This window comes from Streptomyces sp. NBC_00306 (assembly GCF_036169555.1).
Lineage (GTDB): Bacteria > Actinomycetota > Actinomycetes > Streptomycetales > Streptomycetaceae > Streptomyces > Streptomyces achmelvichensis.
Genome location: NZ_CP108032.1, coordinates 6,016,667 through 6,039,286, shown reverse-complemented (window position 1 = coordinate 6,039,286; position 22,620 = coordinate 6,016,667). Strand labels below are relative to the sequence as shown.

22 protein-coding genes are annotated in these 22,620 nt (G+C 70.1%); 11 read left to right on the top strand and 11 right to left on the bottom strand.

From position 1 onward, the window contains the following. Positions 1-92 precede the first annotated feature (92 nt). From OHA05_RS27005 to miaA, 5 genes are all read right to left on the bottom strand, one after another. A complete protein-coding gene (locus OHA05_RS27005) occupies positions 93-1,556 on the bottom strand; it encodes a M1 family metallopeptidase (RefSeq protein WP_313943701.1) in 1,464 nt (487 codons plus the stop codon). A gap of 65 nt (positions 1,557-1,621) precedes the next feature. After that, entirely contained in the window at positions 1,622-3,700 is a 2,079-nt protein-coding gene (locus OHA05_RS27000; protein ID WP_327679516.1) for a RelA/SpoT family protein, read from the bottom strand. A gap of 141 nt (positions 3,701-3,841) precedes the next feature. Next, on the bottom strand, positions 3,842-4,765 hold the full coding sequence (gene dapF / locus OHA05_RS26995; RefSeq protein WP_328861921.1) for a diaminopimelate epimerase: 924 nt from the start codon (positions 4,763-4,765) through the stop codon (positions 3,842-3,844). Positions 4,766-4,841: 76 nt separating this feature from the next. Next, on the bottom strand, positions 4,842-5,282 hold the full coding sequence (locus tag OHA05_RS26990; RefSeq protein ID WP_313948836.1) for a hypothetical protein: 441 nt from the start codon (positions 5,280-5,282) through the stop codon (positions 4,842-4,844). Positions 5,283-5,387: 105 nt separating this feature from the next. Beyond that, positions 5,388-6,326 carry a tRNA (adenosine(37)-N6)-dimethylallyltransferase MiaA gene (miaA, locus tag OHA05_RS26985; RefSeq protein WP_313943704.1) on the bottom strand — a complete coding sequence of 313 codons (939 nt, stop codon included), beginning with the start codon at positions 6,324-6,326 and terminating at the stop codon, positions 5,388-5,390. A gap of 182 nt (positions 6,327-6,508) precedes the next feature. Between miaA and OHA05_RS26980 the strand changes: the two genes are divergently transcribed. After that, entirely contained in the window at positions 6,509-6,814 is a 306-nt protein-coding gene (locus tag OHA05_RS26980; RefSeq protein WP_313943706.1) for a hypothetical protein, read from the top strand. Between the two features lie 121 nt (positions 6,815-6,935). On the opposite strand, the gene OHA05_RS26975 is transcribed toward OHA05_RS26980, so the two are convergent. Beyond that, positions 6,936-7,691 (bottom strand): class III extradiol dioxygenase subunit B-like domain-containing protein, encoded by a 756-nt coding sequence (locus tag OHA05_RS26975; protein WP_328861920.1) that lies wholly within the window; start codon positions 7,689-7,691, stop codon positions 6,936-6,938. Between the two features lie 436 nt (positions 7,692-8,127). Between OHA05_RS26975 and OHA05_RS26970 the strand changes: the two genes are divergently transcribed. After that, complete coding sequence (locus OHA05_RS26970) at positions 8,128-9,084, top strand: IS481 family transposase (protein ID WP_328861919.1); 957 nt, start codon at positions 8,128-8,130, stop codon at positions 9,082-9,084. On the opposite strand, the gene miaB is transcribed toward OHA05_RS26970, so the two are convergent. Next, positions 9,081-10,571, bottom strand: coding sequence for a tRNA (N6-isopentenyl adenosine(37)-C2)-methylthiotransferase MiaB (gene miaB / locus OHA05_RS26965; RefSeq protein ID WP_328861918.1), 1,491 nt, complete (start codon positions 10,569-10,571; stop codon positions 9,081-9,083). The genes OHA05_RS26970 and miaB overlap by 4 nt on opposite strands. Before the next feature lie 99 nt (positions 10,572-10,670). On the opposite strand from miaB, the gene OHA05_RS26960 reads away from it, so the two are divergent. Next, positions 10,671-11,666, top strand: a complete 996-nt coding sequence (locus OHA05_RS26960) for a TAXI family TRAP transporter solute-binding subunit (protein WP_313943709.1) — start codon at positions 10,671-10,673, stop codon at positions 11,664-11,666. An 85-nt stretch (positions 11,667-11,751) separates the two neighbouring features. On the opposite strand, the gene OHA05_RS26955 is transcribed toward OHA05_RS26960, so the two are convergent. Together OHA05_RS26955 and OHA05_RS26950 are read right to left on the bottom strand one after the other, a co-directional pair. Beyond that, positions 11,752-13,137 (bottom strand): sensor histidine kinase, encoded by a 1,386-nt coding sequence (locus OHA05_RS26955; RefSeq protein WP_313943710.1) that lies wholly within the window; start codon positions 13,135-13,137, stop codon positions 11,752-11,754. A gap of 6 nt (positions 13,138-13,143) precedes the next feature. Continuing rightward, the gene (locus tag OHA05_RS26950; protein WP_328861917.1) at positions 13,144-13,848 is read right to left on the bottom strand and encodes a response regulator transcription factor; all 705 of its coding nucleotides are present in this window, start codon (positions 13,846-13,848) and stop codon (positions 13,144-13,146) included. A gap of 261 nt (positions 13,849-14,109) precedes the next feature. On the opposite strand from OHA05_RS26950, the gene OHA05_RS26945 reads away from it, so the two are divergent. The 8 genes from OHA05_RS26945 to OHA05_RS26915 all read left to right on the top strand — a co-directional run bounded on the left by OHA05_RS26945 (position 14,110) and on the right by OHA05_RS26915 (position 20,520). Then, a complete protein-coding gene (locus tag OHA05_RS26945; protein WP_313943712.1) occupies positions 14,110-14,895 on the top strand; it encodes an amino acid ABC transporter ATP-binding protein in 786 nt (261 codons plus the stop codon). A 53-nt stretch (positions 14,896-14,948) separates the two neighbouring features. Then, entirely contained in the window at positions 14,949-15,788 is an 840-nt protein-coding gene (locus OHA05_RS26940) for a glutamate ABC transporter substrate-binding protein (protein WP_313943713.1), read from the top strand. 74 nt (positions 15,789-15,862) lie between these two features. Further along, a complete protein-coding gene (locus OHA05_RS26935; protein WP_313943714.1) occupies positions 15,863-16,531 on the top strand; it encodes an amino acid ABC transporter permease in 669 nt (222 codons plus the stop codon). Next, on the top strand, positions 16,528-17,433 hold the full coding sequence (locus OHA05_RS26930; protein ID WP_313943715.1) for an amino acid ABC transporter permease: 906 nt from the start codon (positions 16,528-16,530) through the stop codon (positions 17,431-17,433). The genes OHA05_RS26935 and OHA05_RS26930 overlap by 4 nt, the downstream gene beginning before the upstream one ends. A gap of 229 nt (positions 17,434-17,662) precedes the next feature. After that, complete coding sequence (locus OHA05_RS26925) at positions 17,663-19,258, top strand: FAD-dependent monooxygenase (protein WP_328861916.1); 1,596 nt, start codon at positions 17,663-17,665, stop codon at positions 19,256-19,258. Positions 19,259-19,290: 32 nt separating this feature from the next. Beyond that, positions 19,291-19,377, top strand: coding sequence for a putative leader peptide (locus OHA05_RS38280; protein ID WP_311605579.1), 87 nt, complete (start codon positions 19,291-19,293; stop codon positions 19,375-19,377). 235 nt (positions 19,378-19,612) lie between these two features. After that, positions 19,613-20,128, top strand: a complete 516-nt coding sequence (locus tag OHA05_RS26920; RefSeq protein WP_328863467.1) for a cysteine dioxygenase — start codon at positions 19,613-19,615, stop codon at positions 20,126-20,128. Then, entirely contained in the window at positions 20,125-20,520 is a 396-nt protein-coding gene (locus OHA05_RS26915; RefSeq protein ID WP_328861915.1) for a rhodanese-like domain-containing protein, read from the top strand. Before OHA05_RS26920 ends, OHA05_RS26915 begins: the two co-directional genes overlap by 4 nt. A 188-nt stretch (positions 20,521-20,708) precedes the next feature. Here OHA05_RS26915 and recX read toward each other — a convergent pair whose 3' ends face one another. Further along, on the bottom strand, positions 20,709-21,281 hold the full coding sequence (gene recX, locus OHA05_RS26910) for a recombination regulator RecX (RefSeq protein WP_328861914.1): 573 nt from the start codon (positions 21,279-21,281) through the stop codon (positions 20,709-20,711). Positions 21,282-21,284: 3 nt separating this feature from the next. Next, positions 21,285-22,415 (bottom strand): recombinase RecA, encoded by a 1,131-nt coding sequence (gene recA, locus OHA05_RS26905; protein WP_313943719.1) that lies wholly within the window; start codon positions 22,413-22,415, stop codon positions 21,285-21,287. Between the last annotated feature and the right edge of the window lie 205 nt (positions 22,416-22,620).

The following is a 22,620-nucleotide window of genomic DNA, read 5'->3' as shown; positions in this document are numbered from 1 at the left end:
GCCCGGATCATTCCCGTGGGGAGATTCCGGCCCCGGCCGCGTCGCCGACCTGATGATGGTCGCACGGTGCCTCCGGGGCCGTCACCCTTATTTCACCGGGCCGCGGCCTGCTTCGGAGCCGTGGTACGCCAGTCCGGGTGGCCCGGCATGGCCGGGGTCCGCTGCCCGTAGAGCCACTCACGGAAGAACACCGAGAGGTCACGCCCCGCGATCTCGGAGGCGAGTGCGGTGAAGTCCGCGGTGGTCGCGGTGCCGTCCCGGTGCTCACTCACCCAGGTCCGCTCCAACTTCTCGAAGGCCTCCTTGCCGATCGTCTGCCGCAGTGCGTAGAGGGCCAGCGCGCTGCCGTCGTAGACCACCGGGCGGAAGAGGCTGATCTTCTTCCCCGGGGCGGGCGGCTTCGGTGCCGCCGGCGGGCCGCCGTCGGTCCGCCACTGGTCGGAGTGCTTGTACGCCTCGCGCATCCGGCTCTCGACCGTGTGGCCGGACTTCTCCTCCGCGTAGAGGGCTTCGTACCAGGTGGCGTGGCCTTCGTTGAGCCACAGGTCGGACCAGGTGCGGGGTGAGACGCTGTTGCCGAACCACTGGTGGGCCAGCTCGTGCACCATGATCGAGTCGACGTACCACTCCGGGTAGGCGGGGTTCGTGAAGAGCGCGCGTTCGAACAGCGAGAGGGTCTGGGTCTCCAGCTCGTACCCGGTGTCGGCGTCGGCGACCAGCACGCCGTAGGTCTCGAAGGGGTAGCGGCCGGCCTTCTCCTCCATCCACTCGAGCTGGCCGGGCGTCTTCGCCAGCCACTTCTCCAGCCGGTCCCGGTCCTTCGCGGGGACCACGTCGCGCACGGGCAGTCCGCCGGGGCCGTGGCGGTTCACCACGGCCGAGGAGCCGATGGAGACCTGCGCCAGCTCGGTGGCCATGGGGTGGGCGGTGCGGTAGGACCAGGTGGTGGTGGTGCCGTTCCGGCGCTTCGACTCGGCGAGCCCGTTGGCCACCGCCGTGAGCTGGCTGGGGGCGGTGATGCGGAAGGTGAAGAACGCCTTGTCGGCGGGATGGTCGTTCGACGGGAACACCCGGTGGGCGGCGTCGGCCTGGTTGGCCATGGCCAGCCCGTCCCCGGTGCGCACCCAGCCGCCCGCACTGGCCGCGCCCCTCGGGTCGCTGGTGTGCGCGACGGTGATGCGCACCTGGGAGCCGCGTTGAAGGGCGACGGCCGGTTCGACGACGAGGTCCTCGCCCGCGGTGGCGAACTCGGCCGGAAGGCCGTTCACCACGACTTCGCTCACCGTGCCGTGGGTGAAGTCGAGGTTGATGCGGTCGAGCCGCTGGGTGGCGACGGCGTCGATCCTGGTGACGGCGTCCAGCGGTGTGGTGTTGGTGCCGTTGTAGGTGAGGTCGATGTCGTAGGCGACCACGTCGTAGCCGGGATTGCCGAGGTGCGGGAACAGCGGGTCGCCGATGCCGAGCGGCGTCGGTGACGGCAGGGCGGCGGCGACGAGGGTGGCCGACGCGGCGGCCAGCAGGGCGGCACGCAGACGGCGCCGGGAAGAGAGCAGCATGCCCTACCGCTACCAGCGCGTACGGCGGCGGCGGTGACGACGCGCGTCGCGCCACCCGAACGAGGTCAGGTGGTGGCCGCCGGATGCTGGGTGCGGCTCACGTCGTACACCCCCGGCACATCGCGCATGGCGCGCATCAGGGCGGGAAGCCCGGCCGCGTCGGGGAGTTGCAGGGTGTAGGTGTGGCGGACGCGCGACTGGCTCGGCGGCTCGACGGTCGCGGAGACGATGGCGGCGCCCTCGGTGGCGATGGCCTCGGTGAGATCGGCGAGGAGCCGGGGACGGCCGAAGGACTCGGCGACCAGGGTGACCCGGCATGCGGCGGCGTCGCCCCAGCTGACCTTGATCGGCTCGCGCTCCAGGGACCTCATCCGCGCGACGGCGGAACACTCCTCGCGATGGACGGTCACCACTCCGCCGCGTACGGCGAAGCCGGTGACGGCGTCGGGCGGTACGGGTGTACAACAGCCGGCGAGCCGTACGGTCGCGTCGGGCAGATCGACGACCGCGTTCGCGTCGGCGGGCCGCTCGGTGGTGACGGGTACGGGCCGGCGGGGCGCCGCCGCCGCGTCCTTGGTCTCCTCGGGGTTGGCCTGGAGCCAGGTGGTGATGGCGATGCGCGCCGCGGGCGTGCGGGCGTGGTCGAGCCATTCCGGCGAGGGCCCCGATGCGGAGTCGTGGGCAAGCAGCAGATGCACCGTGTCGCCGTCGCTGAGCACCGTACTCAGCGTCGCCAGACGGCCGTTGACGCGCGCGCCGATGCAGGCGTGGGCCTCCTCGCCGTACTGCGCGTAGGCGGCGTCGACGCAGCTCGCGCCCGCGGGCAGACCGAGCATCCGCCCGTCGGCACGGAAGACCGTGATCTCGCGGTCCTGCGCCAGATCGGCGTGCAGCGACGTCCAGAAGGTGTCGGGGTCCGGCGTGGACTCCTGCCACTCCAGCAGCCGGGAGAGCCAGCCCGGCCGGGTGGGGTCGGCGCGCTCGCCGTCGGCCGGTTCCGCACCTTCCAGGGGTACGTACGGATTGCCGAGCGCGATGACGCCGGCCTCGGCGACCTTGTGCATCTGGTGCGTACGGATGAGGACTTCGGCGACCGCACCGTCCGGGCCCGCGACGGCGGTGTGCAGCGACTGGTACAGGTTGAACTTGGGGGCGGCGATGAAGTCCTTGAACTCGGAGATCACCGGCGTGAAGCAGGTGTGCAGTTCGCCGAGGACCGCGTAGCAGTCGGCATCCTCGCCGACGAGGACCAGCAGGCGTCCGAAGTCCGTGCCGCGCAGATCGCCGCGCTTGAGGCTGACGCGGTGAACGGAGACGAAGTGCCGCGGCCTGATGAGGACTTCGGCGGTGATGTCCGCCTCCCGCAGCACCGCGCCGAATCGCTCCGCCATGGCATCGAGCAGCTCTCCGGCGGCGGTGTTCTCGGCGATCAAGGCGCGGGTCTGCTCGTACTCCTCCGGGTGAAGGATGGCGAAGACGAGGTCTTCCAGCTCGGTCTTGAGCGCCTGGACGCCGAGCCGTTCGGCGAGCGGGATGAGGACGTCGCGGGTGACCTTGGCGATGCGGGCCTGTTTCTCGGGGCGCATCACACCGAGCGTGCGCATGTTGTGCAACCGGTCCGCGAGCTTGATGGACATGACGCGGACGTCGTTGCCGGTGGCGACGAGCATTTTCCGGAAGGTCTCGGGTTCGGCGGCGGCGCCGTAGTCGACCTTCTCCAGCTTGGTGACTCCGTCGACGAGATAGGCGACTTCGGCGCCGAACTCCGCCTTCACCTGCTCCAGCGTCACATCGGTGTCCTCGACGGTGTCGTGGAGCAGAGACGCCGTCAACGTCGTGGTCTCGGCGCCCAGTTCGGCGAGGATCAGCGTGACCGCGAGCGGATGGGTGATGTAGGGCTCGCCGCTCTTGCGGAACTGTCCGCGGTGCGACGTCTCCGCCAGGACGTACGCCTTGTGCAGGATGGCGAGGTCGGCGTCGGGGTGGTGGGCGCGGTGCGCTTCGGCGACATGCCCGATGGCGTCGGGCAGCCGGTCACGCCCGGCGGGTCCGAGGAGCGCGGCACGCCCCAGCCGGCGGAGGTCGATCCTGGGACGGCCGCGTCTGCGGCTGTGGGCACCAGGGTTGGCGGCCTCTGCACTCATGGGGGCACCTCCGGCAACAATCGACCGGCGGTGGAAGAGCAGGCGTGCCCTCCGGGCCGGTGCTTGATGCTACCGAGCCCACCACGTGGCGCAGTCCGGCTCTCGCTGAGCGTGAACCGGATCACCCATTCGAGCGAAGCTCTATCCGAGCGGGGTTTCGGTCTGTGCGAGGAGACCGGACTCGATGTACCCCTCGGCGACGATCACAGCGGGCCCGGTCATCTCGACCTCTCCGTCGGGACGCTCCGTGATCACCAGCCGTCCGCCCGGCAGATCCACGGTGTACGTCACGGGGACACCGGTGGCCGCGGGGTCGATGCCGTCCCTGCGGGCCGCCGCGACGGCGACGGCGCAGGCACCGGTGCCGCAGGAGCGGGTCTCGCCGGAGCCGCGTTCGTGTACCCGCATGGCGACATGGCGTTCACCGCGGTCGACGACGAACTCGACGTTCACCCCGTCCGGGTAGACGGCCGCCGGGGAGAAGGACGGTTCGGTGTACAGGGTGCCCGCGTCGTCGAGGTGCTCGACGAAGGCGACGGCGTGCGGATTGCCCATGTTCACGTTCTGTGTGGGCCAACTGTGGTCCTGCACCGTGACGGTGACGGTCTGTCCGGGCAGGGCCGCCCGGCCCATCGACACGGTGATGTCACCCGCGTCGGCTCCGCTGCCGGGTGCGCCCTTCGCGATGTGCACGGTCTTGACGCCGCCGCGGGTGGCCACGGCGAGATCGCCGGACTCGACATGGCCCGCCCGCTGGAGGTAGCGGGCGAAGACGCGTACGCCGTTGCCGCACATCTCGGCGATGGACCCGTCGGCATTGCGGTAGTCCATGAACCATGCGGCCTCGTCCGCCATGGCCCGCGCCTCGGGATGGGCCGCGGAGCGCACGACGTGCAGCAGCCCGTCTCCGCCGATGCCGGCCCGGCGGTCGCACAGCCGCCCGACGACGGAGGCGGGCAGGTCGATGACGTTGTCCGGGTCGGGGACGATCACGAAGTCGTTCTCGGTCCCGTGACCCTTGAGGAAGGGGACCGCCGAGGTCTGCGAGGTGCTCACGCCGTCCATCGTACGAGGATGGTGCGACAACGGGTGATCCGAGGCGGACTCCCCGGCGCGACCGAGGGGTGCGCCGCGGCAGGAGTCAGCGGAGGCGGGCCACGCGCCAGACGGCGAGCGTGACGATGACGACGCCCACGCCGACGTAGAGGGCGATGACACGCCAGTCGGGACGTTCGCCGGAGCCGCGGGGCGGCAGTCCGGGCCAGATGTGGCCGACCCGGCGGGCGGCCATGACGCCCCAGCCCGCGGCGCAGCAGCTGATCAGGAGGCCCAACATGGCGACGACCGCGCCGCCGTCCCCGGTGCCGAAGGCGAGGGGGAAGGCGAACATCAGCGAGCCGAGGGCGGCGAGCATCACGATGGGGGCGAGCTGCCAGATCCGCAGCCGGCGCGGCGGCCGGAGTTCGACCTCGACCTCGTCCGCGAGAACGTCCTGCTCGTCGGGTCCGTCAGGGCTCAACCGGGACGCGCTGTCCGTCGCGCCCAGCGGTTGTTGCTCTGTGTCATGAGGGCCGGCCTCCATCGCCACGCGCCCTCCCAACTCGGACTCACCGTCGATCGATGCTCGATGATGGCACGGTCCGGGGCGCCGAAATGACGGGCAGGGCGTCCCGATGCCATCACGTGATCAGGCTGTGACCGCTCGTTCGACCAACGTCAGCGCCTGATGCGGAAGTTCCTCCCGGTGGGCGGCAGCCCCGCTCAGCCAGTGCACACGCGGGTCCCTGCGGAACCACGAATCCTGACGGCGCGCGAAGCGTTTGGTAGCGCGTACGGTCTCCGCGCGCGCCTCCTGCTCGGTGCACTCCCCCGCGAGCGCCGTGAGGACCTGCTGGTAGCCGAGCGCGCGTGAGGCCGTGCGCCCCTCCCGCAGTCCCAGCGCCTCCAGGGCGCGCACCTCGTCGACGAGCCCCGCCTCCCACATCCGGTCGACACGCAGCGCGATGCGTTCGTCGAGCTCGGGCCGCTCGACGTCGACGCCGATCTGCACGGTGTCGTAGACGGCGTCATGGCCGGGCAGATTGGCAGTGAAGGGCCGGCCGGTGATCTCGATCACTTCGAGTGCTCGGACGATACGGCGGCCGTTGCTGGGGAGGATCGCCTTGCCCGCGCCGGGATCGGCGGCGGCGAGCCGGTCGTGCAGAGCGCCGGGGCCGAGCTCGGCGAGTTCGTCCTCCAGGCGGGCGCGGATCGCCGGGTCGGTGCCGGGGAATTCGAGGGCGTCGATGGCACCGCGTACGTACAGCCCGGAACCGCCGACGAGAACCGGGGTGCGGCCCGCGGCGAGCAGCCGGTCGATCTCCGCGCGGGCCAGCCTCTGGTACTCGGCGACGCTCGCGGCCTCGGTGACGTCCCAGATGTCGAGGAGATGGTGCGGGACGCCGCCGCGCTCGCCGGGCGTCAGTTTGGCGGTGCCGATGTCCATCCCCCGGTAGAGCTGCATGGAGTCGGAGTTGACGACCTCGCCCCCGAGCTGCTGGGCGAGAAAGACACCCAGATCGGACTTTCCGGCCGCGGTGGGACCGACGACGGCGATGACCCGCGGTGCGGGAGCTGCAGTTCTCACCGACCCAGTTTCGCAAACATGCGGAGGAGTCCCCGAACGAGCGAGGTGACGGTACGGCCGGGGGTTCGTTGCCTGTTGCGAGGTTCCGAACGCCGGTTTACCGACCGGTGCCCGCGGGCGGCGCAAGGAGACGCTCCGGGCGGTACGGAACTTCGCCCACACGAGTAGGTTTTGGAGTAGATATGGGCGTTTTTTCACGTTTCCGCCGTAAGGCGACACCCGAGGCGCCGTCCGAGGAGACGAACGCCGCGCCGGTGACGGCGGAGGACCCGGCCGATGGCGCTGCCGAAGCAGTCTCCGACGCGGCCTCGGAGACCGCCCGCGAGGCCGCCCCCGAGGCGGAGGCGTCCCCGGTGACGCCGGAGGCCGCCACGTCCGACGAGCCGGAGGCCGCGGAGGCCCCCAGCGCCGACGTCGTGGAGATCCCGAAGCAGCAGTCGGCCGAGGAGGCGGCGGAGACGACAGCGGGCGAGAGCGCGCGCACCTGAGGTTGCTCGGCAGCCACCAAACCGCCTGCTCTCCGGGCCGGCGGTACTGAACGGCGGACGGCCGCGGAACGACATGTCCGCGGCCGTCCGCCGTTGAGTCGACGGGCCCGGGAGCGCACCACTACCGGTCCAGGGCCGGGGGCCGGTCCAGGACCAGGTGGCCGGTCCAGGACCAGGTGGCCACGAAGTAGCCGACGCCGTACGGAGCGTCGTCGTACAGCAGCCGGCCCTCAGGATCGGCGCCCTCGGCCGCCCCGGCGAGAACCTGCCAGGGGGCCCGCCCCGCCGCCTTGAGTTCATACGCCAGGGACTCGTCCAGTGCCTTCAGCGCCTCGACATCGGCGTCGCCGAGCGCACGCGCGGCGAGCGCGTCGAAGTCCGCGGCCCTCTCGTCCAGGTAGCCCGGTGCCTTGAGCGTGCGGCAGGCGCTGCCGTCGCCCATCACCAGCAGAGCGACCCGCCCGGCCCGGGCACCGAGCTCCCGCCCCGTCTCGGCGCAGCGCTCGGCAGAGAGGTCCTCGCCGACACCGAGGCCCTCCACCGGGCCCGACCACTGGGCGCGGTCGAGCAGCCAGGCACCGACCGCGAGAGGCAGCGGCAGGATCCGGTCCAGCGTCTGAGCCCGGTCGTCACCGAGGCGGACATCGACGTCCACGCCGAAGCCACGGAAGGAACCGGGCGCCCCGGCGGCATACGGACCGCTGTCGCTCTCACCGGTGGGCCCGACCACGACCAGCAGATCGGGGCGGGCGGCGGCGAGCACCCCAAGGGCATCCGCGCACGCGGTACGCGCCACGTCGAGTTCGGGCGCGGCGCCCGCGGCGACCTCGGGCACGAGCAGCGGCGGACTGGGGCACACGGCGGCGGCGACAAGCATGATCGGCAGCCTAGTCCGCCCGGGCAAGCCGCGGCGCGGTCGGTCGAAAGCCCCGCGGAGGGCCTGGCGGCGTCCAGTCGCTCAGGCCCCGTCCGGACCCGGTCCTGGGCCCTGTCCGGGCGATCTTGTCGGGCCTGTGACGACAGCTACGGCACTCCCCCGTAGCCCTTCGGGCACGGAAGGTGCCCCCACGCTGTGTTGTCAAAGTCGCCCGAGTACGCCCAGTACGAGGACGATCTCCCCCAGCCTCCGGCCGGGGATGCCCCCACCGCCGTGCGATGCACCGCAACCGACGCCACAGGCCGATCCTCGAAGACCGCCCGGACAGGACCTAGTTGTATTGATCACGAGCGTTGTTGACTGTTGTGGGTCTTGATCATGGCGAAGACCTCCGGTGTGGTGGAGCTGTCTAGGACTGCACCGCACGGAGGTCTTCGTGTCCCACCGTAATGCCCGGCTGACCATTCACGGCAGGCGGCTGCTGGTTGAACGTGTCCGTTCGGGCCGTCCGGTCGCGCATGTCGCGGCCGAGATGGGCATATCCCGCACCACGGCTCACAAATGGGTGCGGCGGTGGCGGGCGGAGGGCGAGGCCGGATTGCGGGACCGGTCCAGCCGGCCGCATACGACACCGCACAGGACCGCGGCCGAGACCGAGGGCCGGGTCTGCCGACTACGCAAGGAGCGCAAGCTCGGTCCGGCGCGGATCGGCCCGATCCTGGGACTGCCCGCCTCGACCGTGCACCGGATCCTTGCTCGTCACGGCCTGAACCGCCTGGCCTTCCTGGACCGGCCCACCGGGCAGGTGATCCGCCGCTACGAGCGCGAGAGGCCCGGCGAGCTGGTGCACGTCGACGTGAAGAAACTCGGCCGGATCCCGGACGGCGGCGGCTGGCGCGTCCTGGGACGGCCCGAAAGCCGCCCGACCAAGACCGGCGTCGGATTCGACTACGTCCACTCCGCGGTCGACGACCACACCCGCCTCGCCTACAGCGAGGTCCACCACGATGAGAAAGCCGCCACCTGCGCCGCCTTCCTGAGCCGGGCAGCCACGTTCTTCGCCACCCACGGCATCGACCGGATCGAACGCGTGCTGACCGACAACGCCTGGTCCTACCGCAAAAGCAGCCTCTGGAAGCAGGCCCTGGCCGACCTCGGCGCGGCCGGCAAACTCACCCGCCCCTACCGGCCGCAGACCAACGGGAAAGTCGAACGCTTCAACCGCACCCTGCTCGACGAATGGGCCTACCAGCGGCCCTACACCAGCAACGACCAGCGCACGGCCGCACTCGCCGACTTCCTGCACACCTACAACTACCATCGCTGCCACACCGCACTCGGAGGCCAGCCACCCATCAGCCGCGTGAACAACCCTCCAGGTCAATACACCTAGTCGCAGCCGCAGCCCGGTGCCGCGGCCGCCGGAAGCGGCTCCGGAACGCCGATCTTCGGCAGACCCAGCATCACGCCCGCGGGCTGCGCCGCCTGCGTGGCATTGCGCTTCTCCCAGGCGTCGCCCGCGCGGGTGCGGCGCACCGACGTGGCCCGGCCCTCCGCGAGCAGATGGTGCGGCGCCGCGTAGGTGACCTCGACCGTCACCACGTCGCCCGGCCGTACCGCCTCGTCCGGCTTGGTGAAGTGCACCAGGCGGTTGTCGGGCGCACGGCCCGACAGACGGTGGGTGGCACCGTCCTTGCGGCCCTCACCCTCGGCGACCATGACGTCGAGGACCCGGCCGACCTGCTTCTTGTTCTCCGCCCAGGAGATCTCCTCCTGGAGGGCGACCAGACGCTCGTAGCGCGCCTGCACGACCTCCTTGGGGATCTGGCCGTCCATGGTGGCGGCCGGAGTGCCGGGGCGCTTGGAGTACTGGAAGGTGAAGGCGTTCGCGAAACGTGCCTCGCGCACCGTGTGCATCGTCTGCTCGAAGTCCTCCTCGGTCTCGCCGGGGAAGCCCACGATGATGTCGGTGGAGATGGCGGCGTGCGGGATCGCGGTGCGCACCTTCTCGATGATCCCGAGGAAACGCTCCTGCCGGTACGAGCGACGCATGGCCTTGAGCACGGTGTCCGAACCGGACTGCAGCGGCATGTGCAGCTGCGGCATCACGTTCGGGGTCTCGGCCATGGCCGCGATGACATCGTCCGTGAAGTCGCGCGGGTGCGGTGAGGTGAAGCGCACGCGCTCGAGACCCTCGATCGCACCGCAGGCGCGCAGCAGCTTGCTGAACGCCTCACGGTCGCCGATGTCGGAGCCGTACGCATTGACGTTCTGGCCGAGCAGGGTGATCTCGGAGACGCCCTCGGCGACGAGTGCCTCGATCTCGGCGAGGATGTCGCCCGGCCGGCGGTCCTTTTCCTTGCCGCGGAGCGCGGGGACGATGCAGAAGGTGCACGTGTTGTTGCAGCCGACGGAGATCGAGACCCAGGCCGCGTACGCCGACTCGCGGCGGGTCGGCAGCGTCGAGGGGAAGGCCTCGAGCGACTCGGCGATCTCGACCTGCGCCTCTTCCTGGACGCGGGCGCGCTCCAGCAGGACGGGCAGCTTGCCGATGTTGTGCGTGCCGAAGACGACGTCGACCCAGGGCGCTCTGGTGACGATCGTGTCGCGGTCCTTCTGGGCCAGGCAGCCTCCGACGGCGATCTGCATGCCGGGTCGCTTGGTCTTCATCGGGGCGAGCCGGCCGAGATTGCCGTACAGCTTGTTGTCCGCGTTCTCCCGCACCGCGCAGGTGTTGAAGACGACGACATCGGCGTCACCGTCGGCCCCCTCGGGCGCACGGACGTATCCGGCACCCTCCAGCAGGCCCGACAGGCGCTCGGAGTCGTGGACGTTCATCTGGCACCCGTAGGTGCGCACCTCGTAAGTTTTCGCACTCATCGCGCCAACCAGGGTACGGGGTGGCACCGGCCCTCCGCCCCGGCCTTCCACGAGGCAGGGCCTGGCCATCACAGGGAGTGAGCTGGCAGGATCGCCAGCATGCTCCAGCCCTTGTCCCGTGTCAGCCGTCGTCGTGCTCTGCAGACGTCGGCCACCGCGCTCGCGGTGGTGGGGCTGCTGCTCTGGTGGCTGCTGCCCTTCGGCAGCACCTCGCCGGAGGGCTCGATCACGTTCAGTACGGGCTCGCAGAGCGGTGTCTACCAGCGTTACGGCGTGCTGCTGAAGGACGCGCTCGCCAAGGACCTGCCGGACGTCGACATAGATCTGCGGCTCAGCGAGGGGTCGCAGGAGAATCTGGCGCGGGTGGCCTCCGGCGAGGCCGACTTCACCATCGCCACCGCCGATGCCGTCGCGAAGTACAAGCGGGAGAACAAGGCGGGCGCGGAGCGGCTGCGGGGCTGTGCGCGCCTGTACGACGACTATGTCCAGCTCGTGGTGCCCCGGAACTCGCCGGTGTTCAATATCGAGGACCTGCGCGGCAGGAAGGTCGGCGTGGGCCAGGTGGGGTCAGGAGTGCGTCTGGTCGCCGAGCGGCTGCTGACCGCCGCGGGCATCGATCCCAAGAGCGACATCACGGCCGTGCCGGCCGGCATCGACACCATGCCGTCGCAGCTGGAGCGCGGAAAGCTCGACGCCTTCTTCTGGTCGGGCGGTCTGCCCACCAGCACCGTGCAGAAGCTGTCGGAGCGCTACCAGATCCGGCTCGTGCCGCTGGAGTCGGAACTGGTGGAGAAACTGCACGTCGCCAGCGCGGCGAACTACTACCGCTCGGCCATCATGCCGCCCGACGCCTACCTCGAGGCGCAGAGCGGGGCGACCGTACCGACGATGGCGGTGGCGAACCTGCTGGTGACGACCGACCGGATCGACCCGGCGATGGTGGAGGGGTTCACCCGTACGGTGATCAGGAGCCGCGACCGGATCGGCAACACCGTCCATCCCGCCCAGCTGGTGGACCTGCGGACCGCGGTCTACACCGACCCGCTGCCACTGCACGAGGGCGCCCGGCGCTACTACAGCTCGTCGAAGCCCTGAGCGAGTACGGCTCCGCTTCACGCGAGAGCCGCTGCGGCTCCCGCACACCCTGAGCCCCGCCAGGACCGGCCGCTCGCGGCGTCCCTCACGGAGACGTGCGCGGCACACTCACCGTCACCACAAGTCCGCGCGGATCATGGTGCGCGTAAGAGATCCGACCGCCGCCCGCCGACAGCAGGGCGCGCGAGATGGACAGTCCGAGGCCCGAGCCCTTGACGTTCTGGTGGCGGCCGCTGCGCCAGAAGCGGTCGCCGACGCGCGTGAGCTCCTCGTCGGTCAGGCCGGGTCCGCAGTCGGTGATCACGATGGTGGACCTCTCGCCGTTGGAGGCGACCGTCACCGTGACCTCCTCGCCCGCCGGCGTGAACTTCAGGGCGTTGTCGATCACCGCGTCCAAGGCGCTGGACAGGGCGATCGGGTCGACCCAGGCGGTGACCGCGGCCCGGTGCTCGACGAGCCGGATGCCCTTCTCCTCGGCGAGCGGACGCCAGGCGGCGACGCGTTCTGCCGCCAGCTCACCGATGTCGGTGAGCTGCAGATCCGCGGCGGCGTGCTCGGCCAGCGCCAGGTCCAGCAGATCGTCGAGGACCTGGGCGAGACGCTTCCCCTCGGTACGGACGGAGGCGATCTCCTCGTTGCCTTCGGGCAGTTCGAGGGCGAGGAGTTCGATACGCAGCAGCAGCGCGGCCAGGGGGTTGCGCAGTTGGTGGGAGGCGTCGGCGACGAACGCGCGCTGCTGCTCCAGCACTTGCTCGACGTTGTCCGCCATCTCGTTGAACGAGCCGGCCAGCCGTCTGAGCTCGGGCGGCCCGCCGGCCGCGGCGACCCGCGACTTCATCCGGCCCGTCGCGATGTCGTGCGTGGCGGCGTCGAGGACGCGGACCGGCCGCAGCACCCACCCGGTCAGACGGATGGCCGCGCCGACGGCGACCAGCATGGCCGCGCTCTCGCCGGCGATGATCAGCAGCCAGCCGCGCAGCACACGCGAGCGCAGCTGGCTGGTGGGCGAGTCGGTGAAGACGACCGCGACGACGTCCCCGTCCCGTACGACGGGCGAGGCGACGACGAGACGGCCGCCCTGCTGCCACGGCCACACCTGCGGCGGGTCCTGGCTGCGGCGGCCCGACAGGGCGTCCCTGAAGGCCTCCCGGCCCTCGCCGTCCGTCGGCACGGACCAGTCCTCGGGCGCGCGGGCCAAGGCATCGCCGTCGCGGTAGAAGACGGCGGCCTTGATGCCGTACGTGGCGTGGTAGCGGCGGAGCTGCTCCTGGAGCGTGGAGCGCCGCTCGTCCAGGCTGGAAGGGTCGGTGACGAACTGCGCGAGCGCCGCGAAGCGCACCGTGTCGTCGATACGGTCCACGACCACCCGCTGCTGCTCCGCCGCCGCGACGCTCACCGCGAGCGGAAAGCCGAGCGCGAGCAGCACGCCCGCCATGAGGACGATGAGGAGCGGAAGAAGTCGGGTACGCACAGGGAGTTACGCGGCCGGGGCGACCAGGCGGTAGCCGACGCCACGCACGGTCTCGATCAGTGCGGGCATCCGGAGCTTGGAGCGCAGGGAGGCGACGTGCACCTCGAGCGTGCGGCCGGTGCCTTCCCAACTGGTGCGCCAGACCTCGCTGATGATCTGTTCCCGGCGGAAGACCACACCGGGCCGCTGGGCGAGCAGCGCCAACAGGTCGAACTCCTTGCGGGTGAGCTGTACCGGGGCGCCGTCGACGCTGACGCGCCGGGTGGGCAGCTCGATGGTCACGGCACCGAGCCGCAGCGCCTCGTCACCCACGACCACCGCCGGTTCGTCGCCTCCCGACTTGCGCCGGCTGACGGCGTGGATACGGGCCAGCAGTTCGCCGGTGTCGTACGGCTTGACGACATAGTCGTCGGCGCCGAGGTTGAGGCCGTGGATCCGGGAGCGCACATCGGCGCGTGCGGTCACCATGATCACCGGGGTCGACGTGATCTTCCGGAGCTTTCCGCACACTTGGTAGCCGTCCTGGTCGGGCAGCCCCAGGTCGAGCAGGACGACGCCGAACGGCGGCTTGTCGGGGTGCGTCGCCGGCAGCACCGCGTGCAGGGCCTGCTCGCCGTTGCGAGCGTGCACGACGTCGAATCCGTGCCGGGCGAGCACCGCGGACAGGGCGGCGGCGACATGGTCGTCGTCCTCGACGAGCAGCAGCCTCATGGCCCCCCTTCGGTCGTGCGGTCTTCCGGCGTACCAGGGCATCAAGGCCGATTCCCGGGCGGACAGTCAAGAGACTTTCCCACTCCCGACGCTTTCCGTTATCCACCCGGTACGCCGACCGTACGCCCTGCGTCAGCGCGTTCACGCATAGTGTCCGTTTGCAGCCGGATCGTTATGCTCAATTTCAGCTCAGATGTAATGACGCTGGTCGCGGTGCGTGACTAAGGTCCTTCCAACCGAGGAGGACGGAGCTAGAAGCCGATGAGCGGAGTGTCAGTGACCAAGGGCGCCGACGACGCCGTACCCGCAGCGGGCGACCTGGTCGTGCTGAGCAACGTGAACAAGCACTTCGGCGCGTTGCATGTGCTCCAGGACATCGACCTGACGATCACTCGCGGCGAGGTCGTCGTGGTGATCGGACCGTCCGGGTCCGGTAAGTCCACGCTGTGCCGCACCGTCAACCGTCTGGAGACGATCGACTCCGGAGCGATCTCGATCGACGGCAAGCCGCTGCCCCAGGAGGGCAAGGAGCTGGCCCGGCTGCGCGCCGATGTCGGCATGGTCTTCCAGTCGTTCAACCTCTTCGCGCACAAGACCGTCCTGGAGAACGTGACTCTGGGCCAGGTCAAGGTGCGCAAGACGGACAAGAAGGCCGCCGAGGAGAAGGCGCGAGCACTTCTCGACCGCGTGGGCGTCAGCGCCCAGGCCGACAAGTACCCGGCCCAGCTCTCGGGCGGCCAGCAGCAGCGCGTCGCGATCGCGCGGGCACTGGCGATGGACCCCAAGGTCATGCTGTTCGACGAGCCGACCTCGGCCCTCGACCCCGAGATGATCAACGAGGTCCTCGAGGTCATGCAGCAGTTGGCCCGTGACGGGATGACGATGGTGGTCGTCACCCACGAGATGGGCTTCGCCCGGTCCGCCGCCAACCGGGTCGTGTTCATGGCAGATGGCAAGATCGTCGAAGAGGCCACCCCCGAGGAGTTCTTCAGCAACCCGCGCAGCGACCGGGCCAAGGACTTCCTGTCGAAGATCCTTCACCACTGAGTCCTGGATCCCCCCGATCCGCATCACTTCGCGTCAACTCTAGGGAAATCATCATGAAGCTTCGCAAGGTCACCGCCGCTTCGGCCACCGTGTTCGCGCTTGCCCTGACCGCCACTGCCTGCGGCTCGGACGACAAGGACAGCGGCTCGGGCGACTCGGGCGGCAAGAAGATCACCGTCGGTATCAAGTACGACCAGCCGGGCCTCGGCCTGAAGACGCCTGACGGCAAGTTCACCGGCTTCGACGTGGACGTCGCCAACTACGTCGCCAAGGAGCTCGGCTACGCCCCGGGCGACGTCGAGTTCAAGGAGACGAAGAGCGCCGACCGCGAGACCGCGCTGGCCCGCGGCGACGTGGACTTCATCGCCGCCACGTACTCGATCAACGACGAGCGCGCGCAGAAGGTCGACTTCGCCGGCCCCTACCTGCTCGCCCACCAGGACCTGCTGATCCGGTCGGACGACAACGTCGCCAAGGGCGATGACCTCAACGGCAAGAAGCTCTGCTCGGTCACCGGCTCCACGTCCGCCCAGAACGTGAAGAAGGACTTCGCGCCGAAGGCCCAGCTGAAGCAGGTCGGCACCTACTCCGAGTGCCTCAGCGCCCTCCAGAGCGGCGCCGTCGACGCGCTGACCACGGACGACTCGATCCTCGCCGGCTTCGCCGCGCAGGACCAGTACAAGGGCAAGTTCAAGCTCGCCGGTCTGAAGCTGAGCAACGAGAACTACGGCATCGGCGTCAAGAAGGGCGACAAGGCGATGGTCGACAAGATCAACGCCGCGCTCGAGAAGATGGTCAAGGACAAGGCCTGGGACAAGGCCGTGACGGACAACTTCGGTCCGGCCAACTACAAGAACGAGCCCGCCCCGAAGATCGGCAACATCGTCAAGTGAAGCAGGGCTGACCCGGCACGCCGCCACTGACGGCGGCGTGCCGCGCCCTCCTACACGCGGAAGCGCGGGAGACAGTGTTCGACTTTCTTGAAGGCTACGACTTGCTCGGAGCGTTCTGGGTGACGGTGCAGCTCACCGTCTTCTCCGGAATCGGCTCCTTGGTACTGGGCACCATTCTTGCCGCGATGCGGGTGAGCCCTGTTCCTCTGATGCGTGCCTTCGGCACGGTCTACGTGAACCTGGTCCGGAACATTCCGCTGACCGTCATCATCGTCTTCTCCTCGCTCGGTCTCGCCGATGTCTTCGGCATGACACTGGGCGTGGCGGACGACTTCGACACCCTGGCGTTCAGGCTGTCCGTCCTCGGACTGTCGGCGTACACCGCGGCGTTCGTCTGCGAGGCCGTGCGGTCGGGCATCAACACGGTGCCGGTCGGCCAGGCGGAGGCGGCGCGGGCCATCGGGCTCAGCTTCACCCAGGTGCTCATGAGTGTCGTTCTCCCGCAGGCGTTCCGCTCGGTGGTCGGCCCGCTCACCAACGTGCTGATCGCCCTGACGAAGAACACCACGGTCGCAGCGGCCATCGGTGTGGCGGAAGCGGCCCTGCTGATGAAGGAGATGATCGAGAACGAAGCGCAGTTGGTGCTCATCTCGGCCGTCTTCGCCTTCGGGTTCGTCGTTCTGACTCTCCCCACCGGCCTCCTCCTCGGCTGGGTCGGCAAGCGCGTGGCGGTGAAGCGATGACGTCGGTCCTCTACGACGCTCCCGGCCCCCGCGCCAAGCGCCGCAACATCGTCTACACCGCCGGATTCCTGGCAGTGCTTGCGCTGCTGTGCTGGTGGATCTTCAGCGTGATGTCGGACAAGGGACAGCTCGAATGGTCCCTGTGGAAGCCGTTCACCGAGGCACAGGCCTGGACGACCTATCTGCTGCCCGGTCTCGGGAACACGCTGAAGGCCGCTGCGCTCGCGATGGTCATCGCTCTGCCTCTGGGCGCGATCTTCGGCATCGCCCGGATGTCGGACCACCGCTGGATCAGGGTTCCGGCCTCGGTCGTCGTGGAGTTCTTCCGCGCGATCCCGGTCCTTCTCCTGATGCTGTTCGCGAACCAGCTGTACGCGAACTCCTCCGGCATCAGCAGTGACCTGCGTCCGCTGTACGCCGTGGTCACCGGCCTCGTCCTGTACAACGCCTCGGTGCTCGCGGAGGTCGTTCGGGCCGGCATCCTGTCGCTGCCCAAGGGCCAGACGGAGGCCGCCAAGGCCATCGGTCTGCGCAAGGGGCAAACGATGACCAGCATTCTGCTGCCGCAGTCCGTGACCGCGATGCTCCCCGCGCTGGTCAGCCAGCTCGTCGTCATCGTCAAGGACACCGCTCTCGGCGGCGCGATCCTGGCCTTCACGGAACTGCTGAACGCCCGCGGCACCCTCGCCGCGAACTACGCGAACGTCATTCCCAGCTTCATCGTCGTCGCGCTGATCTACATCGTCCTCAACCTGATCCTCACGACCTTCGCGTCGTGGCTGGAGCGCAGGCTGCGCCGTGCGAAGAAGAGCACGGGGGCGGTGCTCGCCGCCGACCTGGCCGGTGCCGAGGAGCCCGTCGCGGAGCCCGGCATCAGGACCGGTGACGGCAGCACCACCTGACGGCTCATCGAGATGTACGACCGGTGAGGGGGCGGCGGCCATGGGCTGCCGCCCCCTCACCGCGTTCCGGTGACGCGTCACACGAGTGCCCGCAAAACGCAGGGCCCTCCGTTGCGTACCGTGGTCGCTTGACGCGGGCACGCGCAATAGGTTGCATACGTTCTGTGATCGCGCACCGGGCTCCTACCGCACCTCTCCGCACGTCCCTCCGGGCCCGAGGAGTCACGCCGTGGACCCGGTGATCATCGTCGGCGCGGGTCCCGTGGGGCTGGCGCTCTCCGTGGCCCTTGCCCAGCGAGGTGTCCCTTCTGTCCTGCTCGACGACAGCGTCGGCAAGGAGGAGCCCCGCCCCGCACGCACGGTCGTGCTGCGCCCCGATGTCGCGTCCATGATGGAGCGGCTCGGATGCACCACTCTTCGTGACGAAGGAGCCCGCTGGGCCGGCTGGCGCACGATGCGACGGAAGCAGGACGTGCGCGTGGTCGCGCTGGGGGACGACCTTGCTCCCTCACCGCTGCACATCCCACAGCACGCCCTGGCCCGCGGGCTGCGCGACGCCGTCGCCGCCCAGCCGTTGATCAATCTCGTGACCGAGAGCCATGTGGACTCGCTGGAGCAGGACGACGACGGGGTCAGCGTCCACACTCGCGGCCCGGAGGCGACGTGGTGGCGCGGGAGCCATCTCGTGGGGTGCGACGGCGCCCGGTCGACGGTCCGCAAGCTCCTCGGTGTCCGTTTCCCGGGGCGTACGGCGGTGGAGCGCCAAGCGGTCGCCACGCTGCGCGCCGAACTCCCCTGGCCCGACGAGGCGTTGCTGCACCGCCTGCCGCCGTGGCGGACGGGCGGTGAGGAGATCACCGCGCGCCCGCTGCCGGACGACGTCTGGCGGTTGGACTGGCTGCTGCCGGCCCGCGGCGAACTGGTCACTCCCGACGCCCTGATCGCACGGGTCCGGGACACGCTGGCCGGCTGGTCCGGCGGGGCGGCGTCGTACGAACTGATCGACACCGGCGTCCATACGCTGCACCACCGGCTCGCCCGGCGCTGGCGCGTGGGCCGTGCCTTCCTCGCCGGCGACGCCGCGCATCTGCTCGGTGCCGTGGGCACTCAGGGGCTCGACGAAGGCCTCAGGGACGCGGAGAACCTTGCCTGGAAGCTGGCGCACGTCTGGCACCACGGTGGGTCCGAGCTGCTGCTGGACAGCTACCAGGCGGAACGCCGGTCGTGTGTCGCTGCCCGGCTGCGGGCCGCGGACCAGTCACTGCCGATACTGCGCGGCAGCAGCGCGCTGCGTACGTACCTTCCCGGTGCGGCACGCGGCCACGACGCCCTCCTCATGGACGGCCATCTGGGGCTGGGCCCGCTCGGTGCGCCCCCCGTCTACACGCACTCCCCTCTCGCGCCCGAATACGCCCCTGGGCAGACCCTCGTCGGTACGGAGGCCGGCGCCCCGGTCGTCGACGTCCGGGTGACGACACCCGACGGGACCAGCGCGCGGCTGCGGGACCGGCTGGGCGGCGGGCAGTTGCTCGTGGTCCTCGTCGCACCGGGTACGGGGGTGTGGGACCAGCGGCACTGGATGAGCGCGGGTGTGATGCCGCGCCTGGCGGCGGCGGTGACGGCACTGCCCGTGCGGGCGGAGCTGCTGGTGACGGAGAGCTATCCCGGCGCCTCGGCACACACCGTGCTGCTGGTGCGGCCGGACGGGCATCTGGTCGCCGCGTTCACGGGTGTGCGACCCGCGGAGCTGTACGCGGCGGCGGACGCGGCGCGAGGCGGCCCACAGTCATCGGTGCGCAGTGACCGCACTGCGGACATCAATTGACCGTCGCGGACACGCGTGGTGTACTCCGGAACGTGACTGACACCGATGTGCGCCTGTGGCGGAGGGTCCATATGGACCTCGTCCGCTATGCGGGCTGCGTGTGTCGCCCCTCCTGCTGAATTCGCCTCTCCCTCGCGCGCGGGCCCACTGAGCCTGCGCGCGCACCCGCGAACTTCCAGGACGGTTTCCGTGTCCCAGTCTGTCGTCACCCCTGCCACCCCTGCGTCCGACACCTCTGCCTCTGACCTCTCGGTCTCCGGCACCCCTGTCTCCGGCACCGCTGCCTCTGGTGCCGCTGTCGCGGAGCCCGCAGTGACCGTCTCCGGCGCTCCGGTCGAGAGCGCGCCCGCCTCGGTGGACTTGGCGGCCGAGCCGTCGGCTCCGACCGTGGCCGAGCTCCTCGCATTCGTGCAGAACGCCGCTGCCGACACCGACCTCATCGCCTCACTTCCCCTCGACCCCGAGGGCCGCACCTGGGTACGGCTCGAAGGACCCGGCGGCAGCGAGGCCTGGCTCATCGCCTGGCCACCCGGCACGGGCACCGGCTGGCACGACCACGCCGAGTCGTTCGGCGCATTCGCCACGGCCGCCGGTGAGCTGAAGGAGAACTCCCTCGCCGTACGGCTGCCCGCGAGCGGCTGGAAGACCTTGGAACTGCACGAAGGCGTCGACCGCGAGCGGCAGTTGGGCCCGGGCCGGGGCCGCGCCTTCGGTACGCACCATGTGCACGAGGTGCTGAACGAGTCGGCGAGCGAGCATGCCGTATCGGTCCATGCGTACTACCCGCCGCTGCCGTTGATCCGGCGCTTCAGCCGGACCGGTGCGGTGCTCCGTCTCGAGCAGGTCGAGAGCCCGGAGGACTGGCAGTGAGTGAGCAGGGTGACCGGGTCGGGATCGACGAACTGCTGGATCGGGTCCGCGAAGGACTGGACCGTGTCGAGCCGAAGCAGGCCTTCGCGGAGGCGGCGGAGGGCGCCCTGCTGGTGGACATCCGCTATGCGGCCCTGAGGGACCAGGACGGGCTGATCCCCGGCGCGCTGGTGGTGGAGCGCAACGAGCTGGAGTGGCGCCTGGATCCGCAGGGCAGCCATCGCGCACCCCAGGCGGTCAGCCACGATCTGCGGGTCGTGGTGATCTGCAACGAGGGCTACGCGTCCTCCCTCGCCGCGGCGTCACTGCGCGACTTGGGCCTGCACCGCGCGACGGACCTCATCGGCGGGTTCCAGGCGTGGAAGGCAGCGGGCTTCCCGGTCGAGGCGTAGGGCGGCACGGGGACGCGCCGCCCGCCCGCCTGCGGGTCCGGCTTCCGGCTTCCGGCTTCCGGCTTCCGGCTTCCGGCTTCCGGCTTCCGGCTTCCGGCTTCCGGCTTCCGGCTTCCGGCTTCCGGCTTCCGGCTTCCGGCTGGAAGCTAGCCCGTTCCCCGTGGCTCCTCCCCCGTCGGCCCGAGAGGCTAGAACCCACCGCCCTCGTCCAGGCCTTCCACGTCCTCGCCCTCTTCCTCCAAGGCCCGTCTGACCACCCGCAGCGCCATGCCCTCCGGGTAGCCCTTGCGGGCCAGCATGCCCGCGAGGCGGCGTATGCGGCGGTCGCGGTCGAGGCCGCGGGTGGAGTGGAGTCTGCGGGCGACCAGCTCCCGCGCGGTCTCCTCCTCCTGCTCGGAGTCGAGCTGCCCCACCGCCTCGTCGATCAGCGACGAGTCCACGCCCTTCGTCCGCAGCTCCAGCGCCAGCGCCCGTCGGGCGAGGCCGCGGCCGTGGTGGCGGGACTCCACCCACGCGTCCGCGAAGGCCGCGTCATTGATCAGGCCAACGTCCTCGAAGCGGGAGAGAACCTCCTCGGCCACCTCCGAGGGGATCTCCCGCTTGTGCAGCGCATCCGCGAGCTGTTTGCGGGTGCGCGGCGTCCCGGTGAGCAGGCGCAGGCAGATCGCCCGCGCCCGCTCCGCCGGGTCCTGGGGCGACAGCTCCTTCTCGGCCCTCGACGAGTCGGCGCTGTCGCCCGGCCATTCGGTTCGCCGGGCCATGCGCTAGCCCTTGGCCGCCGCCGTCTTGGCCGCCTTGGCCTTGGTGGCGGGCGCAGGCACCGACTTCGCCGCGTCCTCGGCCGGAGCAGCCGGGCTGCCCGCCGCGTCCGCACCGGGCTCGGCGGCCGGCGCCTCCGGCTTCACGCCGACGCCCAGCTTCTCGAGGATCTTCTTCTCGATCTCGTTGGCGAGATCGGGGTTGTCCTTCAGGAAGTTACGGGCGTTCTCCTTGCCCTGTCCGAGCTGGTCGCCCTCGTACGTGTACCAGGCGCCCGCCTTGCGCACGAAGCCGTTCTCCACGCCCATGTCGATCAGACCGCCCTCGCGGCTGATGCCCTGGCCGTAAAGGATGTCGAACTCGGCCTGCTTGAAGGGCGGTGCGACCTTGTTCTTGACGACCTTGACCCGGGTGCGGTTGCCCACCGCGTCGGTGCCGTCCTTCAGGGTCTCGATACGCCGGATGTCGAGGCGCACGGAGGCGTAGAACTTCAGCGCGCGGCCACCGGTCGTGGTCTCCGGCGAGCCGAACATCACGCCGATCTTCTCGCGGAGCTGGTTGATGAAGATCGCGGTGGTCTTCGACTGGTTCAGAGCGGAGGTGATCTTCCGCAGCGCCTGGCTCATCAGCCGCGCCTGCAGACCGACGTGCGAGTCGCCCATCTCGCCCTCGATCTCCGCCCGCGGCACCAGCGCGGCGACGGAGTCGATGACGATCAGGTCGAGCGCGCCGGAGCGGACGAGCATGTCGACGATCTCGAGCGCCTGTTCACCGTTGTCCGGCTGGGACAGGATGAGGTTGTCGATGTCGACACCGAGCTTCTTCGCGTACTCGGGGTCGAGGGCGTGCTCCGCGTCCACGAATGCCACCGAGCCGCCTGCCCTCTGGGCGTTGGCGACGGCGTGCAGCGTGAGAGTCGTCTTTCCGGAGGACTCCGGGCCGTACACCTCCACCACACGGCCGCGCGGCAGTCCGCCGACGCCGAGCGCGACGTCGAGCGCGGTCGACCCGGTGGGGATGACCTCGATGGGCTCGTTCGGCCGCTCGCCCAGGCGCATCACCGCGCCCTTGCCGAATTGCCGTTCAATCTGTGCGAGCGCGGCGTCGAGCGCCTTCTCGCGGTCGGTTCCTGCCATGGGTTCCACCCGATTTGCTTGAGTCGATCGCTTCACGTCAAAGACGCTATCCCCTGCCACTGACAATGGGCCTCGACGTCCTTCCAGCCTGTGGACAACTCCCGGGTCACCGCGGCCGGAATCCCATAAGAATGGATGTTCGATTTCGGTGTCAAGCGCATCACGCGGCGCGCCACGAACCGTCGCCCCCGGCCTGTCCGGGCAG

What these genes read in the sequence shown, in the direction of transcription:
- OHA05_RS27005 (WP_313943701.1), bottom strand. Translation starts at nt 1,556, where the DNA reads ATGCTGCTCTCTTCCCGGCGCCGTCTGCGTGCCGCCCTGCTGGCCGCC.
- OHA05_RS27000 (WP_327679516.1), bottom strand. Translation starts at nt 3,700, where the DNA reads ATGAGTGCAGAGGCCGCCAACCCTGGTGCCCACAGCCGCAGACGCGGC.
- dapF (WP_328861921.1), bottom strand. Translation starts at nt 4,765, where the DNA reads ATGGACGGCGTGAGCACCTCGCAGACCTCGGCGGTCCCCTTCCTCAAG.
- OHA05_RS26990 (WP_313948836.1), bottom strand. Translation starts at nt 5,282, where the DNA reads ATGGAGGCCGGCCCTCATGACACAGAGCAACAACCGCTGGGCGCGACG.
- OHA05_RS26980 (WP_313943706.1), top strand. Translation starts at nt 6,509, where the DNA reads ATGGGCGTTTTTTCACGTTTCCGCCGTAAGGCGACACCCGAGGCGCCG.
- OHA05_RS26975 (WP_328861920.1), bottom strand. Translation starts at nt 7,691, where the DNA reads ATGCTTGTCGCCGCCGCCGTGTGCCCCAGTCCGCCGCTGCTCGTGCCC.
- miaB (WP_328861918.1), bottom strand. Translation starts at nt 10,571, where the DNA reads ATGAGTGCGAAAACTTACGAGGTGCGCACCTACGGGTGCCAGATGAAC.
- OHA05_RS26960 (WP_313943709.1), top strand. Translation starts at nt 10,671, where the DNA reads ATGCTCCAGCCCTTGTCCCGTGTCAGCCGTCGTCGTGCTCTGCAGACG.
- OHA05_RS26950 (WP_328861917.1), bottom strand. Translation starts at nt 13,848, where the DNA reads ATGAGGCTGCTGCTCGTCGAGGACGACGACCATGTCGCCGCCGCCCTG.
- OHA05_RS26945 (WP_313943712.1), top strand. Translation starts at nt 14,110, where the DNA reads ATGAGCGGAGTGTCAGTGACCAAGGGCGCCGACGACGCCGTACCCGCA.
- OHA05_RS26940 (WP_313943713.1), top strand. Translation starts at nt 14,949, where the DNA reads ATGAAGCTTCGCAAGGTCACCGCCGCTTCGGCCACCGTGTTCGCGCTT.
- OHA05_RS26930 (WP_313943715.1), top strand. Translation starts at nt 16,528, where the DNA reads ATGACGTCGGTCCTCTACGACGCTCCCGGCCCCCGCGCCAAGCGCCGC.
- recX (WP_328861914.1), bottom strand. Translation starts at nt 21,281, where the DNA reads ATGGCCCGGCGAACCGAATGGCCGGGCGACAGCGCCGACTCGTCGAGG.
- recA (WP_313943719.1), bottom strand. Translation starts at nt 22,415, where the DNA reads ATGGCAGGAACCGACCGCGAGAAGGCGCTCGACGCCGCGCTCGCACAG.